Origin of the sequence: Shewanella sp. BC20, assembly GCF_003129585.1 — a bacterium.
GTDB lineage: Bacteria > Pseudomonadota > Gammaproteobacteria > Enterobacterales > Shewanellaceae > Shewanella > Shewanella seohaensis.
In genome coordinates, this window is sequence record NZ_NHRI01000011.1 from 82,280 (window position 1) to 100,250 (window position 17,971).

A 17,971-nucleotide genomic window follows, 5' to 3' on the forward strand; every position below is an offset into this window, starting at 1 on the left:
CACGTAATCGGCGCGCCAAACCATAGAAACAAAAAAGGAGCCAGAGGCTCCTTTTTTGTGGTGATACTTATAATTATGCCGCTTTGGCAACATCAAAATTAGACAGCAGCATAACCGCAGTACGGCCTAATAGATGATTGATGGTGCGATCACCGACCAATCCTAATTCAGCAATGGCTTGCTGACGTGCTGTGCTGACCGCTCTGAAGAGCGTGATTTCATTATTCGCGCCACCACAGAGGCTGAAGAATAATCTTAACACTGCGCGGTAATGCTCTTCTTGCATCGCTTTCATCCAAGAGGCTTCTAAGGCTTCCTGGCTAGAAAAGTCGAGCGCGGCAACAAATAAATTGCCAATACGACTATCTAAACGGATTAAGAAGTCGTTTTTACGCGGAAAGTGATGACTAATACCGGTGCGGCTAATCCCCGTTGCTTCAGATAACGTGGTATAAGACATAGTCTCAAAGCCAATAGTCAAAATTTGTCTTAACGCTTCATCCATAATCTGATTTATGGTCTGCTCAGTCTGTACTCGCGAGCGCTTAGCCATAGTAAAGTCTCCCGTTGTTCTTTTTCTGGGGTAGAGCTTACCAAAGCCTTTCAGGGATTACTGCTGTTTGGAAACGCCAAACAAGTGTATTTCGCTTTTGTTCAGCTAGGGTTCAGTTTGAAACAGGGAGATTTATCGATTCTGTTTACATATTCACAACATTGAATTTTGTACTAACCAGTCGTGGGCCTTTGCCTCCCCCATTAGCAATGTCAGTGTCGGGTTAAGGTAACGCCCAAGATCCGGCTTACGCCAAGATAGGTATGCTGGCAGGGGTTGCAGCACAGTCTCACCAAAAGTGCGCTGCATTAAACTCGAATATTCGCGAAATACCTCTGGTTCTATTTGTACTATTTTAGGATAAAAATCGGCGACAAAATCACGATATTGGCTGTAGTGGGCAATCTGGCTCACATGATACTTTTTTAACACTTGTATCATCATCGGGCTGCTCCAGTGAGACATATACTGCGAACTTGTTAACGCCGCAAGGTTGCGTCTGTGGTATTGCTGCCAGGCTAAATCAAGATTGCCTTTGGCCTTAGCAACACGCCAAACCAAATAGAGATCCGCTAACCACTCATGCTGGTAAGCTGTTAATTCTTTTGGCAATAAACTGCCCTGCAAGGCCAGATTCTCAAGGTGTCCTAGCTCATGCCACAGGGTTAATAATGCCTGTTCTTTGAGGTCATATTGATAGGTTGTGCCATCGATATTGAGCAGTTGAAACTCTGGTGTTTCTCGCTCATTTACCAGGATTAAACCGGAGAAATGACTATTTTCGACGGGTAACACCATCGCACTGCGAAGCCCAAGCTCTGTTTGAAATTGGGCTTCGCTACGGGGGAGTTGTTCACGGACCTGAGTTGGAAAGCTTGCCAGACACTGACTCAATTGCGCTAACGGGCAAATTAACGCCTGCTTGTCGCCAATAGGCACCCAAGTCAGGCTAGAGATCAGCGTCAGAGCAATGAGACTCACTGTTTTGCCATGATATTTTGGATAATGGCCGTCGTTGATATCCCGTCTTCAAATCCCAACACTTGGACTTGGCCGCCCGCGGCAATCACCTCGGCACCACCGGCGATGTCTTCAACCTTATAATCACCGCCTTTGACGAGAAGATCCGGGAGCAATCTGGCGATGATCCGCTGTGGCGTATCTTCACTAAAAGGCACCACCCAATCGACGGCGGCTAATCCCGCTAACACCGCCATACGTCTATCCACTTGATTGACAGGGCGACCTTCGCCTTTTAAGCGTTTGACCGAGGCGTCATCATTCACAGCCACAATCAATCTATCGCCTAAGGCTTTGGCTTGCTTGAGGTAACTGACATGCCCAGCATGCAGAATATCGAAGCAACCGTTGGTCATTACCACTCGCTCGCCACGCAATTTGGCTTGCTCTAGGGCATAGGCAAGCTGATCTTCGCTCACCACCCCAAAACCCGACTCACCGTGGTGCAGTGCTAAGGCTTCAATCAGCTCGATACGAGACACGGTTGAAGTGCCCAATTTACCCACCACAACCCCTGCGGCGGTATTGGCAATGGCGCATGCCTGCGGCAATTCTGCGCCCGCGGCGAGTGACGTCGCCAGAGCAGAAATCACAGTATCGCCAGCGCCTGTTACGTCATACACCTCACGGGCCACCGTAGGAATGTGTAACTCAGGGGCATTGGCCGTCACTAAGGTCATGCCCTTTTCGGAGCGAGTGACTAAGATAGCGTCGAACTGATGTTTATTGAGTAAGCCTCGGGCCTTTTCGAGCAGATCCGCCTCCGAGGTTACCGCGCCTACCACGGCTTCAAATTCACTCATATTGGGTGTGATGAGTGAAGCGCCATGGTAACGGCTAAAATCGGAACCCTTTGGATCGACAAGCACTTTCACGCCTTTAGCGCGAGCCAGTGCAATAAAATCCTGCGGCTTATCGATAGCACCCTTTGCATAATCCGACAGCACCACCACATCGACCGAATCGAGTAAGGCTTCAGACTGTTTGAGTAAACGCGCACTATCCTGCTTATCGAAGGACTCTTCAAAATCGAGGCGAATGAGTTGCTGGTTACGCGACAATACCCGCAGCTTGGTAATGGTCGGTTTGTCGGCAATTTTTAGCCATTGTGGTTCAACACCCAGAGCTTGCACCCCAAGGGTTAACGCCTTAGCGGTATCATCCTCGCCCACTAACCCCGCCAATTGTACTTGGCCGCCTAGGGTCGCGATATTTAGCGCTACGTTGGCCGCTCCACCCGGTCTATCTTCGACTTGGTTAATCTTCACCACGGGCACTGGCGCTTCGGGCGAGATACGTCCCGTCGGCCCAACCCAGTAGCGATCTAACATCACATCGCCGACAACTAACACTTTGGCTTTTTCAAATGCTGGCAGAGAAACCTTCATAGCGCTCTTATCTATTGCAGAAATTAAACCGTGATTGTACCTAATTTTCGGCAAAATATGAGTTAGAATAAGCACTAATTTTCAAAAGTAGTGAGTATTTTTGTGGTCGAGAAAGCTGAGTTTTCATCATCCTTATATCATCCGAAGCACTGGCCCATGTGGTTTGGGGTGTTAGTGATGCGGATTACCCAAGTATTACCTCTCTCGTGGCAGATGAAGTTAGGCAAAGGCCTAGGCCGATTAGTCAAGGCTATTGCAGGCAGTCGTACCCATACCGCGCGCCGCAATTTAACCCTCTGTTTCCCCGATATGCCTGAGTCGGAGCGTGAAGCCCTGCTGACCCGCAACTTTGAAGAAACGGGTAAAGCGATTTTCGATACCATCAATGCCTGGTGGTGGTCAGATGAAAAAATCCAACAACATATGCAGATCACCGGCAAAGAATACGTTCAAGACACCTTGAACGCTGGCCATGGGGTGATTCTGTTTGCAGTGCACTGCTTACCACTGGAAATGGGCGCGCGTATTTTTGGTCAATTCCAACCTGGTGTTGGGGTATATCGCCCACACAACAATCCGGTGATGGAATACCTACAGGTCAAAGGCCGCCTACGCTCAAACAAAGCCTTAGTACCTAAACGCGATCTACGTCAGATGGTACGTTGTTTACGCAATCCCGATGTGATTTGGTATACCGCCGATCAGGATTTTGGGCGTTCGAGTGCGGTATTTATTCCCTTCTATGCCGTGCCCGATGCCGCGACCATTACTGGCGCCACCACACTGGCCAAACTAGGCAAGGCCAAAGTGCTCCCCTTCTTCGTGGAGCGCACCGAAGGCGATAAGGGTTACCATATCGAGATTATGCCGCCGCTGGATAACTTCCCCGGCGAAGATGAACTGACCGATGCCATTCGCGGTAACAACATTATCGAAGGGATTATCGATAGAAATCGCGCCCAATATATGTGGCTTCACCGCCGCTTTAAGACTCGCCCAGATCCAACGGACAAGTCCTTATATAAATAAGCTTTTGTTCAATCTGTTCGAGATAAGCGCTTAAACGCGAATAAAAAATGCCAAGCAATCGCTTGGCATTTTTTATCTTAGAACTTTCGGTTTAAAGCATTCTTGAGGGCTTGAAACCCTAAGCATCATATCCTGTTAAGCCCAGCATAGCAGGCTTAAGCACTGGTTATGCCTCTGCCGGTAAGCGAATACCCACATTGGTGACTTTGCCTTCATAGAGCCCTGCAACCACCCAATGCAACGACTGCCACAGGAACTGGTCCCCAAGTACCGGATGTGAGCCTAATTCTGCCGCCACTAAATCCGCGACCGTCATATCACCTGTTGCTTCGTCTAACTCCAGACCATAAATCGGCGCTAGATCCAGCAGCTTAACCTCGGTATCGATAAAGAAGTCCCCGAAGAAACGTGGCACTTCTTTGGTTTCGGGCGCTTGACTAAAGAGGTTACTCAAGGCCTCTAGGCTCTTCTCTTGCCCGAGCACGCACAAAATATCCCCCGCTTCAAGGCAGGTACTGCCCGATGGATGCAACAGTGTGTTTTGGCGAAATACCGCCGCAATCCGCGTGCCATCCGGCATAGAGAGACGTTTAAGCGGCTCGCCGATACACCATTTGTTTTCACTCAAATGATACACAAACACTTCCCACTCGCTGCTCGGGTAAATTTCGACCCCAGAGCGTGAAATCGGTAATGGCTTAGGCGGTAACTCCACCTTAGCTAAACGCGCCGCCGTGGTGAGTGATGCCCCTTGCACTAACAGTGACACTAACACCACGAAGAATGCCAAGTTAAAGTACAACTGAGCGCCAGGTAATCCCGCCATCATAGGGAATACCGCTAAAATAATCGGCACGGCGCCGCGAAGCCCAACCCACGAGATAAACCAACGGTCACGACTGCTAAAACTCTTAAAGGGCAGCAAGCTGAGCCAAACGGCTAACGGTCTGGCAAACAGGATCATTCCAAAGGCCAATGCCAAGCCCGGCAGCCAAATATCCAACAAGTCAGACGGTGTGAGCAGCAGCCCTAATACGAGGAACATACCGATTTGGCTGACCCAGGTCATGCCATCCAACACGTTTAAGATTGAATGGCGACCACGGGTAGGCTTGTTGCCAAGGAATAAACCGACTAAGTAAATCGACAGGATGCCGCTGCCGCCAAGTTTGTTCGACGCGGCATAAATCATCAGGCCGCCACTGAGCACTAAAATTGAATACAAGCCTTCGGCAAGTTTGCTTAAATTAACCAACTTCCACAGCAGCCAACCGCCACCGAGGCCGAGGAAAATCCCCAAGCCAAACTGCTTAATAAAGCTTATCAGCATAAAACTTGCGGATAACTCGGCATCCACGTTCGCGAGGATGGCAATCAGGGTTACGGTTAAAAACACCGCCATAGGGTCGTTGCTACCCGATTCGATTTCCAGCGTCGCGCCTACACGCTCGTTTAAGCTACGCCCCTTTAATAGTGAGAATACCGCCGCCGCATCGGTGGAGCCGACTATCGCCCCCACCAGCAAACCTTGTAGCCAGTGTAAGTCAAATAACCATGCGGCCATCACACCAGTGATGCTGGTGGTGATAGCGACTCCGAAGGTCGCCAGCGACAATGCCGGCCAGAGTGCCACCCTAAAGCTTGCGACACGCGTGCGCATACCGCCATCGAGCAAGATAATGGCCAAGGCTAAGTTACTGACAAGATAAGCGGTTGAGTAGTCGTCAAACAGAATGCCGCCGGGACCATCTTCCCCAGCTAAAATCCCTACTGCGAGAAAAATTAATAAGATAGGGATACCCAGGCGTGAAGATACGGGACTTAACAAAACACTCACTGCGGCAAGCAAGGCACCGATCAGAAAAAAACTATTGATGGAATCTGCATCCACACATGCCTCCTTAAATACAAGAGTGTTTAGTTAAACGATAAAGAAATCACCTAGATTAAAAATGACTCAGTTGAAAATTTTTGTGTTTCTATACTAGCATAAAAAATGCAAATTAATGGAGTTTTAAATATTAAATTTCAAACATCTACATTGAAATCCTCAGTAATAGGCCATTTTGACTAACTTTTATATAAAAACCAGTACAAGCAAAAATGCCTACTGAACATAACCTAAGGCCCATAAACAAGATAAAATCTTTATTTATCAATACATTTTAAAAACCTATTCCATACAAACTCACCGCATACAGCCTAAATGGTGGGGGTAACCATATAAAAATGTACACTATCTTCCAAATGCCGACTTAAATCCCATTAACTCCGCAATAACTTGAAAGCATAGATAAAATCTCTTTTTCCATTGTGTTATCGACATTCAAGCCCTTAAAGCTGTCATAAAGACAATAGCTGTCATATCGACAACAAAAAACCAGTATCAAAAAGACAATAAATCATAGAATAAAACTTATATTTTCCTTTATTTTTAACAACAAAAACATTTGGCACGTATTACGCAATAACAGGTGAAACGTATCAAAATGACGTTGCATCAAGGAGACTTATGAGCAAACAAAAACTCACCGCTATCGCACTGTTAGTTGTGCTGATTGCTTCATTCACTGTACTGCTGAGCGTAGGCAGTGAAATTTATCGGGAAAAACCACCGATCCCCACTGCATTTACAGATGTAAATGGCCAGGTTATCTACAGCGAAAATGATATCGAACAAGGCCAATTGGTCTGGCGCTCCATGGGCGGCCATCAACTGGGGTCGGTTTGGGGACATGGCTCTTATGTTGCCCCAGATTGGACCGCCGACTGGTTACACAGAGAAGCCGAAGCTTGGCTCGATATTCGCGCAGAGCAGCAATATCAAACGCCGTTTGCCCAATTAAACTCCCAACAAAAAGCTGGGCTTGAGCAAGCATTAAGGGAAGATTTACGCCATAACAGCGTCGAGCCACAGGCCGATGGCACAGTGCTTATTCGCTTGTCTAGCGCTCGTATCGAAGCGATTAACAGGGTCGAGCAGCATTATCTATCCCTGTTTGGGAGCGATCCAGAGCTTAGCAATCTTCGTGAACAATACGCCATGAAAGAGGGCACAGTGCCCGATCTTGCCCGCCGCGAACAACTCAATGCGTTCCTCTTTTGGGGAGCTTGGGCGGCAATCACTGAACGCCCAGATGCCCCCTATACCTACACCAATAACTGGCCCTTCGATCCCCAGTTAGGCAATACACCGACCTCGGATAATATCGTCTGGTCGATACTCAGTATTGTGACCTTAATTGCGGGGATTGGCGGATTGATCTGGCACCATGCAAGCGGCAAACATGAAAGCCTGCCCAAGCCTTCGGAGCAAGATCCGCTGTTTTTCACTAAACCAACCGCCTCACAAAAAGCCGTCGGCAAATACTTCATCACGGCAATTGGTCTGTTTTTACTGCAAATTTTACTCGGCGGGATCACTGCCCACTATGCGGTAGAAGGCCAAGAGTTTTACGGTTTACCGATTTCAGAAATACTGCCCTACTCTGTCACTCGTACCTGGCACACCCAATTAGCGGTATTTTGGATTGCCACGGCCTGGTTAGGCACAGGGCTATATATTGCTCCCGCCTTATCGGGTTATGAGCCGAAATATCAACGTCTTGGCGTTAACGTACTCTGGGTAGCCTTAGTCGTCGTAGTGCTTGGCTCGATGGCGGGCGAATGGATTGGTGTACAGCAGTATTTTGACCTCGATATGAACTTCCTCTTTGGTCACCAAGGATATGAATACATAGATCTTGGCCGAGTATGGCAAATCTTACTCCTCGCAGGATTATTGATTTGGCTTGCCTTAGTCACCGCCGCCATCAAACCCGCCCTCAAAGTGCAAGGCGAAATGCGCCCTGTTATTTGGGTACTCTATGCCTCCTGCGTGGCGATTGGTTTGTTCTATGGCGCCGGCCTCTTTATGGGTAAACACGCCAATTTAGCGATTGCAGAATACTGGCGTTGGTGGGTAGTACACCTGTGGGTTGAGGGCTTCTTCGAAACCTTTGCCACTGCCGTTATCGCCTTGATGTTAGTACGTTTAGGGTTAATCCGCGGCCGCAGTGCCAACGGCGCCGTGTTATTTACAACGGTGATCTTCTTAACCGGTGGCTTGATTGGCACCCTACACCACCTCTACTTTACAGGCACACCGACCTCGGTGATTGCCTGGGGCGCCATCTTCTCCGCCTTAGAAGTTGTTCCCCTCGCCATTATTGGTTTCGAAGCCATGGAAACCTACCGCCTGCGTAAAGCCAGTGGCTGGATGCAACGTTATCACTGGGCGATTATGTTCTTTGTGGCTACCGCGTTTTGGAACTTGGTCGGTGCCGGTATGCTGGGCTTCTTAATCAATCCACCTATCTCGCTCTATTACATTCAAGGATTAAACACCACGGCCACCCATGGTCACGCCGCCTTTATGGGCGTTTACGGTATGCTCGGCATGGGCTTGATGCTCTTCTGTCTGCGAGGCCTCACCGGCAATATGCAGTGGAATGATAAAATGCTCAAAGGCGCCTTCTGGAGCCTCAATATTGGCCTAGCGGCTATGGTGTTCATGTCGTTATTACCCGTGGGGATTACGCAGTTCTTTGCCGTCATCGACCATGGATATTGGTTCGCCCGTTCGCCAGAAGTGATCCATAGTCCACTGGTTGAAAGGCTGGTTTGGATGCGCATGTTTGGGGATGTCATCTTCAGTATCGGTGGTCTCTTAATGGGCGCCTTCTTGCTCGATTTGATCAGAAAAGCCCTGAATAAACCTGCCAAAATGCAACAGGAAGTCTTACAAACAAATCACTAACCACAGCGATAAATCCGGTCTGACCAAGGTGTCGTTTAGGCACCTTGGTTGCTGATTTTTATAGCTTGCGCCGTTTATCGTCCACCACGCTTTTATAGCCATACCGCATTAACGGTTAGCTGTGTCTAAATAACCTGTGTCAATATAACAATCAATGGTATAAATCAGAGAAGCCCCGCAGCAGGAGTTTTTATGGCCCTTAGTCAAACCGACCTTACCCGTATCGCTCTGGATATCACCTCAGGTTTAGCTCACAGGGACCGCTTCACACGCTTGCTCGATACGGTGAGAGCTAACCTGCACTGTGACGCGGCTGCGCTACTCACCTTCCATGGACACTATTTTACCCCGCTGGCTATCGATGGTTTGAACGAGGATGTGCTCGGCAGACGCTTTATCCTGAATGAGCACCCAAGGCTTGAGGCCATTGCCCGTGCAGGGGATATAGTGCGCTTTCCCGCCGACAGTGAACTTGCCGATCCCTACGATGGTTTGATCCCCAATCAAACCGGGGCATTGAAAGTCCATGCCTGTATCGGACTGCCCTTATTTGCCGACGAGCAGCTTATCGGCGCCGTGACCATCGATGCCTTTAATCCCCTGCAGTTCGACCAATTCAGCAATACTGAGCTTCGCAGCTTAAGTGCGATTGCCGCCGCATCCTTAAGCAACGCCCTGCTGGTTGAAAAGTTGGAGCGCATGGCCCTCAATAGCCACTCGACCCATGTGCAAGAAAAAAGCCCCAACCTTAACCACGATGCCGAAATCATCGGTAACTCGCCCCAGATGCAAAGCTTGAATCGAGAGATAGAAGTTGTTGCCCATAGCGACCTTAACGTACTGATTTTAGGCGAGACAGGAACGGGCAAAGAATTAGTCGCACAGGCAATTCACCAAAAGTCCGCGAGACAGCACAAACCCTTGGTTTATCTCAATTGCGCGGCGCTTCCTGAATCGGTTGCCGAAAGCGAACTCTTTGGCCATATTAAAGGCGCGTTTACCGGCGCCATCAGCCATCGCAGTGGCAAGTTTGAAATGGCCGATAAGGGCACACTCTTTCTCGATGAGATTGGCGAGCTTCCGCTCACGCTTCAGGCCAAGTTGCTGCGGGTACTACAATATGGCGATATTCAAAAAGTGGGGGATGATCGCAGTCTTAAAGTCGATGTGCGTATCATTGCCGCCACCAATAAAGATCTTAAAACAGAAGTGCTGGCTGCCCGCTTTAGGGCCGATCTCTACCATAGATTAAGTGTGTTCCCCCTGCTAGTACCGCCCCTGCGGGAACGTGAGCAGGACATCACCTTGTTGAGCGGATTCTTCGCCGAGCGATATCGGCAAAAGCTTGGGATGAAACAGCTTAACTTCAGCCCCAGTAGCTTAATGTTGCTCAATCAATATGCTTGGCCGGGCAATGTGCGCGAACTCGAGCACGCCATTCATAGGGCAACCGTACTGGCGCGCGTCTCGGCACAGGATGGCTGCTGCACCATAGCGCCACAACATTTTGATTTACCCTTTAAACAAAGCTCTGTAGAGACAAACGCATCGGCAAGTTTAAGCGTAAACGATATGCAGCTTCGCCCGTTAGAAGGTGTCAGTTTAGCCCTAGCGACCGACGCCTTTCAGCGTGACTACATCAAACAAGTGCTCACGGCGCAAAACGGCAATTGGGCCGCCTCGGCCAGAGCCTTAGGACTCGACCCAGGTAATCTGCATCGCCTCGCAAAACGCTTAAGGCTAAAATAAGTGATAAATACGCCGTACGGATCATATTTCAGTTGAAATAATGGCCAAAATAAGGAAGGATGCGAGCTTCGCGCGCCAGTGCACTTTGCCCGACAATTTGCAGCCCTGTTTTGGGGAGAAAAAGCCGCGTAAAACAGGTTATTTTATTAACAGGAATCGTAGTATCCGCTTATGAGTATGCTTCGCACCACAGCTTTATTATTGACTCTGGTTTTTCCGAGTCTTTCCGCTTTAGCAACGGAATACCCTTTACCGTCTTCGAAGAGTCGGTTAGTTGGCGAGAACCTGTATTACACAGTGCCAGAGGGTAAACACACCCTCGAAGATATTGCCGCTAAATTCCAACTCGGTCTAAGCAACTTGCTGGAAGCAAACCCTGGCGTGGATCCTTTCCTACCAACACCAGGCAGCAAGCTATTAATTCCTCAACAGCTCATTCTGCCAAATGCGCCGCGTGAAGGCATTGTCATCAACGTCGCCGAAATGCGCCTGTATTACTATCCAAAAGGTAAGAACACCGTTGAAGTGCTGCCAATCGGTATTGGTCAGATTGGTAAAGATACCCCTGAAAACTGGGTCACCAGTGTTCAACGTAAACGCGCTAACCCAACTTGGACACCGACACCACGTATTCGTAAAGAATATGCGGCAAGGGGCGAAATTCTGCCTGCGGTATGGCCAGCAGGTCCCGATAACCCAATGGGACTCTACGCGCTCTACATAGGTAACTTGTATGCCATCCATGGTACCAACGCCAGCTTCGGTATTGGTTTACGTGTTAGCCAAGGCTGCGTACGTTTACGCCACGATGACATTGAACACTTATTCAAAACGGTTCCCGTGGGTACCCGAGTACAATTTGTGAACCAACCGATTAAAGCGACCGAAGAGCCAGATGGTAAGCGCTACTTAGCCGTGCACCAGCCACTGTCGCGCACCATTGCCGAGTTTGAATCAGCAGAGCCAGTCTCTCTGACCTTACCGAAAGACATCGCCAAGTTTATTGCCAAGGCCGATACCGATTCAGCAGTGATTAAAAAACTGCTCGATGAGCGTACAGGCGTGCCAACGATTATTAATCAGTAATAAGCGAATCAATAGAGTAGCGGTTGATGCCGCTACCCCCATAAAAATACCCGCCTAGGCGGGTATTTTTGTTTCAATCGAAATAGCACTTATCGAATCAATCGCATAATGGTGCGCAAAGGGCCAAGAAATGGGTCATTGCCGCGCTATTTGCCAAGACGCGTTGGTCGAAGTTTTGCAGTGCTGGCGTTTCAGTACAGGCACCGACACGCGCGCCGCTACGCACTAAACACGCCTCAAATGAGGTATCGAAATGATTGAAAATCAAGCCATCTTTAACCGGGCAACCATCAATCTCACCATCGGCCGCGATAGGGAAATAACCCCCTAAGGTATCGCGTAAATCGAGACTAAAACGTCCCGGCACTTGGCTTGGTTCGAAAGAATACACATAAGCATCACGGCTCAGCACATCCTCATGGCAGGTTAAAATACCGTCTCGGCTCGCTCCAATGAGTAATTGTGCGTGTTCTAACAGCAGTTTACCTTCCACCGAGGTGCTCTCGTTCGCCTTAGGTTTACCGTTTTCAAACACGAAACCACGGTTAGGGTTTTCGCCAAACTTGTTAAATCGATGACCACGCTTAAAGCCTGTTGGATTCACCAGAGGCAGAATGCTCAAATTCACCCGTTCGAATAAATCGACCGATGCTTCACTTAAAAAGTGTAGTAAGCCCCAAGGGCCTGCGGATTCTTCGCCGTGAAACCCAGCGCTGATCAATAACGAAGGTAAGCCAGATTTGGCGGCGGGAGATTGATACAGACTGACGCTGTACTTGCCGACTTCACCGAGTTTTTTCTCAACCATCCCCAAACGGGACATTTCCTGCTCAAGCTGTAGATAAAAATTATCGATATCAGTGCTTTCACAGTTAAAAATATCGCTTTTCCACTGAAAGGATTCGAACGGAGATCTGCTTACCATATCTTGTACTTATGCCAGAAAAAGAACTGTGCCATCATAGCAGTTCTTTTAAAAAACTGAATGCTATTCAACTGATTTAGATGAAATCAGACGAGTGGGTTAGCCGGCTTCACAACCACACGGATGAAAGCCTTCAGCGGGTAATTTAGATAGGATGCTAAATGAGACCATACCTTAGCGGTTATTTTGGCCTAGTTATCGCGTTGCTTAGCCCTTCACTTAAGGCGCAGTGCCAGATAACGGGCGCCGAGCGACTGTATCAACTCGAGTCGCAAATTGAGACTTACACTTTGGCCAATGGCCTCACGGTGCACCTCTTGCCGCAAGCAGATATGCATACCTTGACCATTGCCAGCCAGTTTAATGTCGGCGCGCGCAATGAGGCCAAAGGCCAAACGGGCTATGCGCACTTATTCGAGCACATGCTCTTCAAGGGCAGTGAGCAGGCTCCCGGCGACAGCTATGCCCAGCAGTTAAGTGCCCTTGGGGCGCGTTTTAATGCCAGCACCCACTTCGATTACACCAATTACTACGTCACTCTACCCAGCCAAGCCCTCGGCTTAGGGCTGTTCCTCGAGGCCGATCGTTTTATTCGCCCCGATTTGAACCAGACTACGGTGAAAAATCAGCAGGAAACCGTGCTCCAAGAAATGGCGCAAACCATAGATAACCAGCCCTACGTGCGCAGTGCGATGGAGTTTCTGCTAGAGCAGGTTAAGGATACGCCCTACGGCCACGGTATTATTGGCAGCCGCGAGGATATTACCGAGGCGAGTCCCGAGCGTTTAACCGCCTTTCACCGCGACCATTATCGTCCCGATGCGATGCAGTTATCCTTAGTCGGCAAGCTTCCCTCAGACGTTAAGTCGCTTGTCGAGCAATACTTTAATGCTTGGCCCACGCCTAGTCAGCCCATAGCTGAATTTGATGAGCTGAAAATCACTCCCAAACCCGTGCATGCAGAGCTTATCGATGAACGAGGTCCTTGGCCCGGCTTACTGCTCGCCTGGCATACTGTGGGTAAAAATCATCCCGACGCCGCCGCGATTCGCCTGCTTGAAGGCGATTTATTCCAAAATACCAGCAGCGCCATAGCGCAAATCAGCCAGCACGATCCGGCACAAATGTTGAGTTATTCACTGCCCTTTGAACTGGAAAATCATGGCATAACTAATCTGGTCTTAGTGCCTAGGGCCAAAACCTCCCTCGACGACTTAACGGAAAAGGTTTTAAGCGTGGTTACCAAAGTGCAGCAGACACCATTAAGCGACGCAGAACTGTGCCAACTTAAACAAACCTGGTTGAACAATCAGTTAGCGCTGCTCGATAACACTCAAGCACTTGCCACCCTGCTATCTGCTACGGCGAAACAAGACCAAATGCATCCTTTAACGGCCCAATGGCAACGGATTAACTCCGTTAGTGCAAAGGATATTCAACGGGTTGCCACGCGATACTTTACCACCGATATGGTTAGGGTTGACCTGTTACCGCCTTGGTATATCCGCGTAGGAAAGACATTGCTGGAGTGGCTGCCATCGGGTGTGAGCGATAGCCTTGAGGACGCGGTACTATGACAAAAACGATTCCATTCACTAGATTGGCAATAGTGCAAAATCTCCTTAAAGGCCTAAAAGCCATGAGCCTTGGCCTTATCGGTATCTCGCTAATGGCCTGCCAACAGACCCAGCTTAACTTTACCGCCACCCAAGCGCCCAGCTTGGCAAGCTTCGATACCCCAACTCAGCTACCGGAGGTGGGGCTGATCCGCCTGCCCACGGAATCGGCTTTTATCGATGCGGTGCCCGATGGCTTAACACTCCCCTACCAGCTCCACACAGTACACAGCAGCCAAGGGCTGAGTAATAGGGTGAGCCTCGTCGCCATCAGTCCCAGCATGCCCTTCGAAAATCCGGATATTTTACAGTTTGCCTTGCAGGAAAAAGCCCGCAGTCTGGCGCTGAACCAACCCGATGCCTGCCTTGAAACCTTTGAGACTCGCGTTACCCTACACAGTATCAATCTGAGCCTAGCCTGCCCCATGCCGGTTAATCATCTCTACCGCCTATTGATACAATTTTGGCAAGCCGATGCGTTTAGCGAACATGGAGTGGCAGCAGTCGATATCGACAATATCCGCCGCCAATTGAAACTCAATAAGCACTTAAATGCCTTTAGTGGCGTCGAAATTGATAAAGTCTGGCGCGATAAACTCCTTGGGGCAGCACATCCCTATAATCAGAGCATCAATAATCAAGCACTGTACGACTCTCTCACCTTAAGTAAACTGTCGCAATTGCAGCAGCGCACGTTTGCCCAAGCAAAGTGGCACCTGTTTTTAGAAGGCACAGAGGCCGCAGAAGCCGAGTTTGATCTCAAGCAAAGCCTCGCCCTGTGGCCGAGTGCTACAAACTCAAGCTTGCCCACAAGATCAACTAAACCAAAGCCGCTTAATCAAGCGACTTCGTCGATAAAGCAGTCTCACACTATCTATCTGATTGATGCGCCGGGGAGTGTACAAACTCAGGTACGAGTCGGTTATGCCCTCGACAATAAACACTTATCAGCACAGGATATTCCACTCGCTTGCCGCAGTTTGGCCGCCATCTTGGGACGCAGTTTTTCGGGGCGGCTCTATTACGACTTACGTGAACAGCGCGGCTTAACCTATGGCATTTACGGCCAATGTGCTAATGCACCGCTCGCCACCAGCATCAAGTTTTATGGCAGTACGGCGATAGAACACACGGGCGCCTTTGTGGTGGGGATCTTAGATCATCTCAACCTGCTGGCCTCGGCGCCCGCAAGCGAAGGGGAAATTGCCGCCCTTAAAACCTATCTGATTGGCGAAGCACTGTTAACCCAAGACAATCCCAGCCAGCGCGAAACCCAGTTTATTCATCAACTCGTGTTGGGATTAGATCCCCAGTCGAACCAAGCGATGAGCGCAAAGCTGCAGGATCTGACGCCCGCTCAGTTGCAGCAATTAACTCAGCAAGCCTTTAGCGGCGAACCTTTGGTGATTTTACGGGGGGATGTCGATAGGATAACGGCCGACCTCACCCACAAGCTGCCGGGCTGGCAGCTAGAGGTGGTCAAAGTAAACGATTAATTTTTAGAGTTTACCGCTAGGTACATCGCTCGCCGTGCCCTGTTGTAACATCTGGGCATGGCCTTGCTCCATTTGCGCTAAGTCTTCCATGGCGGCGCCAGACTCCATATTAGGATGCCCTTCGCTTGGGTGTTCTGGATTGCTGCCATCGTGGTTATCTAATCCCATGACTGAAGCCGTTTGCGTGTCGTTATCGCTTGCAGCAGCGCTATCATTGACGAGCGAGTCATCTTTCACGGGTGATGGCAGTAGAGTTTCACCGCCCTCATTCTGCGCGTGCAAATTCTCACGATTCTGTGCCTCGCCCTTGGCAGTATTTGCTGTAATGGCCGCTGGTTGACTAAGGGTGCTTAGCCAAGAGGTTAACTTTGCGGGCGTTATAACACTGACCAGTACAATGACGGCTGCGGCCGCGGCGCCATAGGGTAACCATTTGCGCGCACTCGGCTGATTATCCGGAGCATACAAGGCGTTAGTCTGAGCGGTTTTGGTATTTTTGGCTGCGCCCTCTGGCGCTAAGGTTTGTAATAGCTCGGGTAGATGTTCCAGCTCTTGGCCGATGATGCGCTGACCGATAAATTGCCCGCCTTCATAAATTTCTAATTGGTGGCTAAGCACTTCGCCCTCGACCGTGCCAGAGCTGACAATCACTAATTTATTGCAACGCACCTTGCCGCGAAAAACTCCGCAGACTTTCAGTTCATCACAGCTGAGCTCACCCGAAACTTCGCCACCAAGCTCGATTTTAATCTGTCCGGCGCAGCGGATATTTCCCGCTAATTTCCCCGCAACTAATGCCGTACCCGCCAGTTGCATCTCGCCCTCAATGGAGGTTGAGGCACTGATAAAAGTGACACCATTACCTTTGCTACCCATAGGTTTAATTCCATATCATTATTTTTGTGAAAAAGATGTTAAGTGAAAATACCTGAAGAATAAAGCATTGGATTCCCTTGATATTTGACTTGAGTCGGTTTTAGGTAAGATTTTAGTCCGCTAATTAACTGTGTTAGGCTGGCAAGGTTTTTCAGCAGACTTAGGCTTAGCACCTCACACCAAATAAGCCCAAGCTTGCTGCCGCAAAGGGATAACACTGGCTCAATTGATGACAAATTCCATGGTCTTAAACCCGCTCACAACGGCAACCGCCCCCCAATCACCTCTGACCATTTATCAGGCCAAAATCGGCGCCGAGCTGATTGAGGATCCCGCGCAGGCACAGGCGGTGCTCGCCTTAGATAAGCTGTATCAGCAGATTATTGGTCGAACAGACGCTAAGCCAATCAAAGGCTTATATCTGTGGGGTGATGTCGGCCGGGGTAAAACCTTTCTTATGGATTTGTTCTTCGATGCCCTGCCACAACAGGGAAAGCTTAGATTGCACTTTCATCGCTTTATGGCGCGGGTGCACCAAGCCTTAAAGCAACATGCAGGGCAGCGCGATCCGCTTAAGCTGATCGCAAAAAATCTAGCGCAGGAGTGCAAGGTGCTCTGTTTCGATGAGTTTTTTGTCTCAGACATAGGGGATGCCATGATCCTCGCCGGTTTATTTGAAACCTTGTTTGCCCAAGGGGTGGTGCTAGTCGCCACATCCAACATTCCCATCGAGCGCTTATATGAGAATGGCCTCGCCAGACACAGATTTTTACCCTGCATTGCCCTGCTCCAAACCCATACCCAAATGCTGCATCTGAATGGCGAGCAAGACCACAGATTGCACGCCTTGAATCACGAACCGTCGGCAGAGGCCATTGCCGCCACCTCAAAGAATATTGGCCTGACGGGCACACTGGATTTCGAGGCCATTTTCACGGCGCTGACGCATGGCGCGCCCGTGCTTGAAGCCAGCACACTGCGAGTTTGTCAGCGGGATATTCCCGTCGTGCGCGCCACAGCAGAAGACCAGCAGTCTTCGGTCGCCTGGTTTGATTTTCATGCCCTGTGTGATGGCCCGCGCTCGCAACTCGACTATATTGAAATTGCGAGCCGATTTAAGGTGTTAATGCTCAGTAATGTGCCAAGACTCGGAGGCGAAGTAAAAGGTTGGATCCGCGCCCGCGGCACTGAAGATGGCACAGGCGACAATCAAGCGGCCACCACGGGAGAGCGGCAACTGTCCTATGCCGCTAATGATGATCCAGCGCGGCGTTTTATCAGCCTTATCGATGAGTTATACGATCAAGGGGTGAGCTTATATTTAAGTTGCGAAGTGCCGCTGAGCGAACTCTACCAAGGCGGCGCCCTCAGTTTTGAGTTTCGCCGCACCTATAGTCGACTCATTGAGATGAGCCAGCAAAGAGTAGAATGAGGC

The 17,971-nt window shown here is 49.5% G+C and carries 13 protein-coding genes; 7 read left to right on the top strand and 6 right to left on the bottom strand.

Going from position 1 to position 17,971, the window contains the following annotated elements; translation table 11 throughout:
- Positions 1-73 precede the first annotated feature (73 nt).
- The 3 genes from CBX96_RS12650 to hldE all read right to left on the bottom strand — a co-directional run bounded on the left by CBX96_RS12650 (position 74) and on the right by hldE (position 2,961).
- Positions 74-553 (bottom strand): TetR family transcriptional regulator, encoded by a 480-nt coding sequence (locus tag CBX96_RS12650; RefSeq protein ID WP_011623828.1) that lies wholly within the window; start codon positions 551-553, stop codon positions 74-76.
- 153 nt (positions 554-706) lie between these two features.
- Entirely contained in the window at positions 707-1,534 is an 828-nt protein-coding gene (locus tag CBX96_RS12655) for a hypothetical protein (protein WP_109286950.1), read from the bottom strand.
- Positions 1,531-2,961 (bottom strand): bifunctional D-glycero-beta-D-manno-heptose-7-phosphate kinase/D-glycero-beta-D-manno-heptose 1-phosphate adenylyltransferase HldE, encoded by a 1,431-nt coding sequence (hldE, locus tag CBX96_RS12660; RefSeq protein ID WP_109286951.1) that lies wholly within the window; start codon positions 2,959-2,961, stop codon positions 1,531-1,533. The genes CBX96_RS12655 and hldE overlap by 4 nt, the downstream gene beginning before the upstream one ends.
- Positions 2,962-3,063: 102 nt before the next feature.
- On the opposite strand from hldE, the gene CBX96_RS12665 reads away from it, so the two are divergent.
- Complete coding sequence (locus CBX96_RS12665; RefSeq protein ID WP_089068385.1) at positions 3,064-3,990, top strand: LpxL/LpxP family Kdo(2)-lipid IV(A) lauroyl/palmitoleoyl acyltransferase; 927 nt, start codon at positions 3,064-3,066, stop codon at positions 3,988-3,990.
- 166 nt (positions 3,991-4,156) lie between these two features.
- On the opposite strand, the gene CBX96_RS12670 is transcribed toward CBX96_RS12665, so the two are convergent.
- Positions 4,157-5,881 carry a potassium/proton antiporter gene (locus CBX96_RS12670; RefSeq protein WP_086902080.1) on the bottom strand — a complete coding sequence of 575 codons (1,725 nt, stop codon included), beginning with the start codon at positions 5,879-5,881 and terminating at the stop codon, positions 4,157-4,159.
- Positions 5,882-6,502: 621 nt separating this feature from the next.
- Between CBX96_RS12670 and CBX96_RS12675 the strand changes: the two genes are divergently transcribed.
- From CBX96_RS12675 to CBX96_RS12685, 3 genes are all read left to right on the top strand, one after another.
- Positions 6,503-8,788 (top strand): nitric-oxide reductase large subunit, encoded by a 2,286-nt coding sequence (locus tag CBX96_RS12675; protein ID WP_109286952.1) that lies wholly within the window; start codon positions 6,503-6,505, stop codon positions 8,786-8,788.
- Positions 8,789-8,980: 192 nt separating this feature from the next.
- A complete protein-coding gene (norR, locus tag CBX96_RS12680; RefSeq protein ID WP_109286953.1) occupies positions 8,981-10,537 on the top strand; it encodes a nitric oxide reductase transcriptional regulator NorR in 1,557 nt (518 codons plus the stop codon).
- A 171-nt stretch (positions 10,538-10,708) separates the two neighbouring features.
- Complete coding sequence (locus CBX96_RS12685; RefSeq protein ID WP_011623835.1) at positions 10,709-11,623, top strand: L,D-transpeptidase family protein; 915 nt, start codon at positions 10,709-10,711, stop codon at positions 11,621-11,623.
- A 97-nt stretch (positions 11,624-11,720) separates the two neighbouring features.
- On the opposite strand, the gene CBX96_RS12690 is transcribed toward CBX96_RS12685, so the two are convergent.
- A complete protein-coding gene (locus CBX96_RS12690) occupies positions 11,721-12,548 on the bottom strand; it encodes a M14 family metallocarboxypeptidase (protein WP_109286954.1) in 828 nt (275 codons plus the stop codon).
- A gap of 161 nt (positions 12,549-12,709) precedes the next feature.
- On the opposite strand from CBX96_RS12690, the gene CBX96_RS12695 reads away from it, so the two are divergent.
- Together CBX96_RS12695 and CBX96_RS12700 are read left to right on the top strand one after the other, a co-directional pair.
- On the top strand, positions 12,710-14,125 hold the full coding sequence (locus CBX96_RS12695) for a pitrilysin family protein (RefSeq protein ID WP_109286955.1): 1,416 nt from the start codon (positions 12,710-12,712) through the stop codon (positions 14,123-14,125).
- The gene (locus CBX96_RS12700; protein ID WP_109286956.1) at positions 14,122-15,660 is read left to right on the top strand and encodes a pitrilysin family protein; all 1,539 of its coding nucleotides are present in this window, start codon (positions 14,122-14,124) and stop codon (positions 15,658-15,660) included. The genes CBX96_RS12695 and CBX96_RS12700 overlap by 4 nt, the downstream gene beginning before the upstream one ends.
- 3 nt (positions 15,661-15,663) lie before the next feature.
- Here CBX96_RS12700 and CBX96_RS12705 read toward each other — a convergent pair whose 3' ends face one another.
- On the bottom strand, positions 15,664-16,536 hold the full coding sequence (locus tag CBX96_RS12705) for a polymer-forming cytoskeletal protein (RefSeq protein ID WP_109286957.1): 873 nt from the start codon (positions 16,534-16,536) through the stop codon (positions 15,664-15,666).
- Between the two features lie 229 nt (positions 16,537-16,765).
- Here CBX96_RS12705 and zapE point away from each other — a divergent pair, with 229 nt between their 5' ends.
- The gene (zapE, locus tag CBX96_RS12710) at positions 16,766-17,968 is read left to right on the top strand and encodes a cell division protein ZapE (protein WP_181382200.1); all 1,203 of its coding nucleotides are present in this window, start codon (positions 16,766-16,768) and stop codon (positions 17,966-17,968) included.
- Positions 17,969-17,971: the final 3 nt, after the last annotated feature.

Excerpts from the sequence above, each read along its gene's own strand:
- CBX96_RS12695 (WP_109286955.1), top strand. The coding sequence starts at position 12,710 with ATGAGACCATACCTTAGCGGTTATTTTGGCCTAGTTATCGCGTTGCTT.
- CBX96_RS12700 (WP_109286956.1), top strand. The coding sequence starts at position 14,122 with ATGACAAAAACGATTCCATTCACTAGATTGGCAATAGTGCAAAATCTC.
- norR (WP_109286953.1), top strand. The coding sequence starts at position 8,981 with ATGGCCCTTAGTCAAACCGACCTTACCCGTATCGCTCTGGATATCACC.
- CBX96_RS12650 (WP_011623828.1), bottom strand. The coding sequence starts at position 553 with ATGGCTAAGCGCTCGCGAGTACAGACTGAGCAGACCATAAATCAGATT.
- CBX96_RS12690 (WP_109286954.1), bottom strand. The coding sequence starts at position 12,548 with ATGGTAAGCAGATCTCCGTTCGAATCCTTTCAGTGGAAAAGCGATATT.
- CBX96_RS12705 (WP_109286957.1), bottom strand. The coding sequence starts at position 16,536 with ATGGGTAGCAAAGGTAATGGTGTCACTTTTATCAGTGCCTCAACCTCC.
- zapE (WP_181382200.1), top strand. The coding sequence starts at position 16,766 with ATGACAAATTCCATGGTCTTAAACCCGCTCACAACGGCAACCGCCCCC.
- CBX96_RS12685 (WP_011623835.1), top strand. The coding sequence starts at position 10,709 with ATGAGTATGCTTCGCACCACAGCTTTATTATTGACTCTGGTTTTTCCG.
- CBX96_RS12675 (WP_109286952.1), top strand. The coding sequence starts at position 6,503 with ATGAGCAAACAAAAACTCACCGCTATCGCACTGTTAGTTGTGCTGATT.
- hldE (WP_109286951.1), bottom strand. The coding sequence starts at position 2,961 with ATGAAGGTTTCTCTGCCAGCATTTGAAAAAGCCAAAGTGTTAGTTGTC.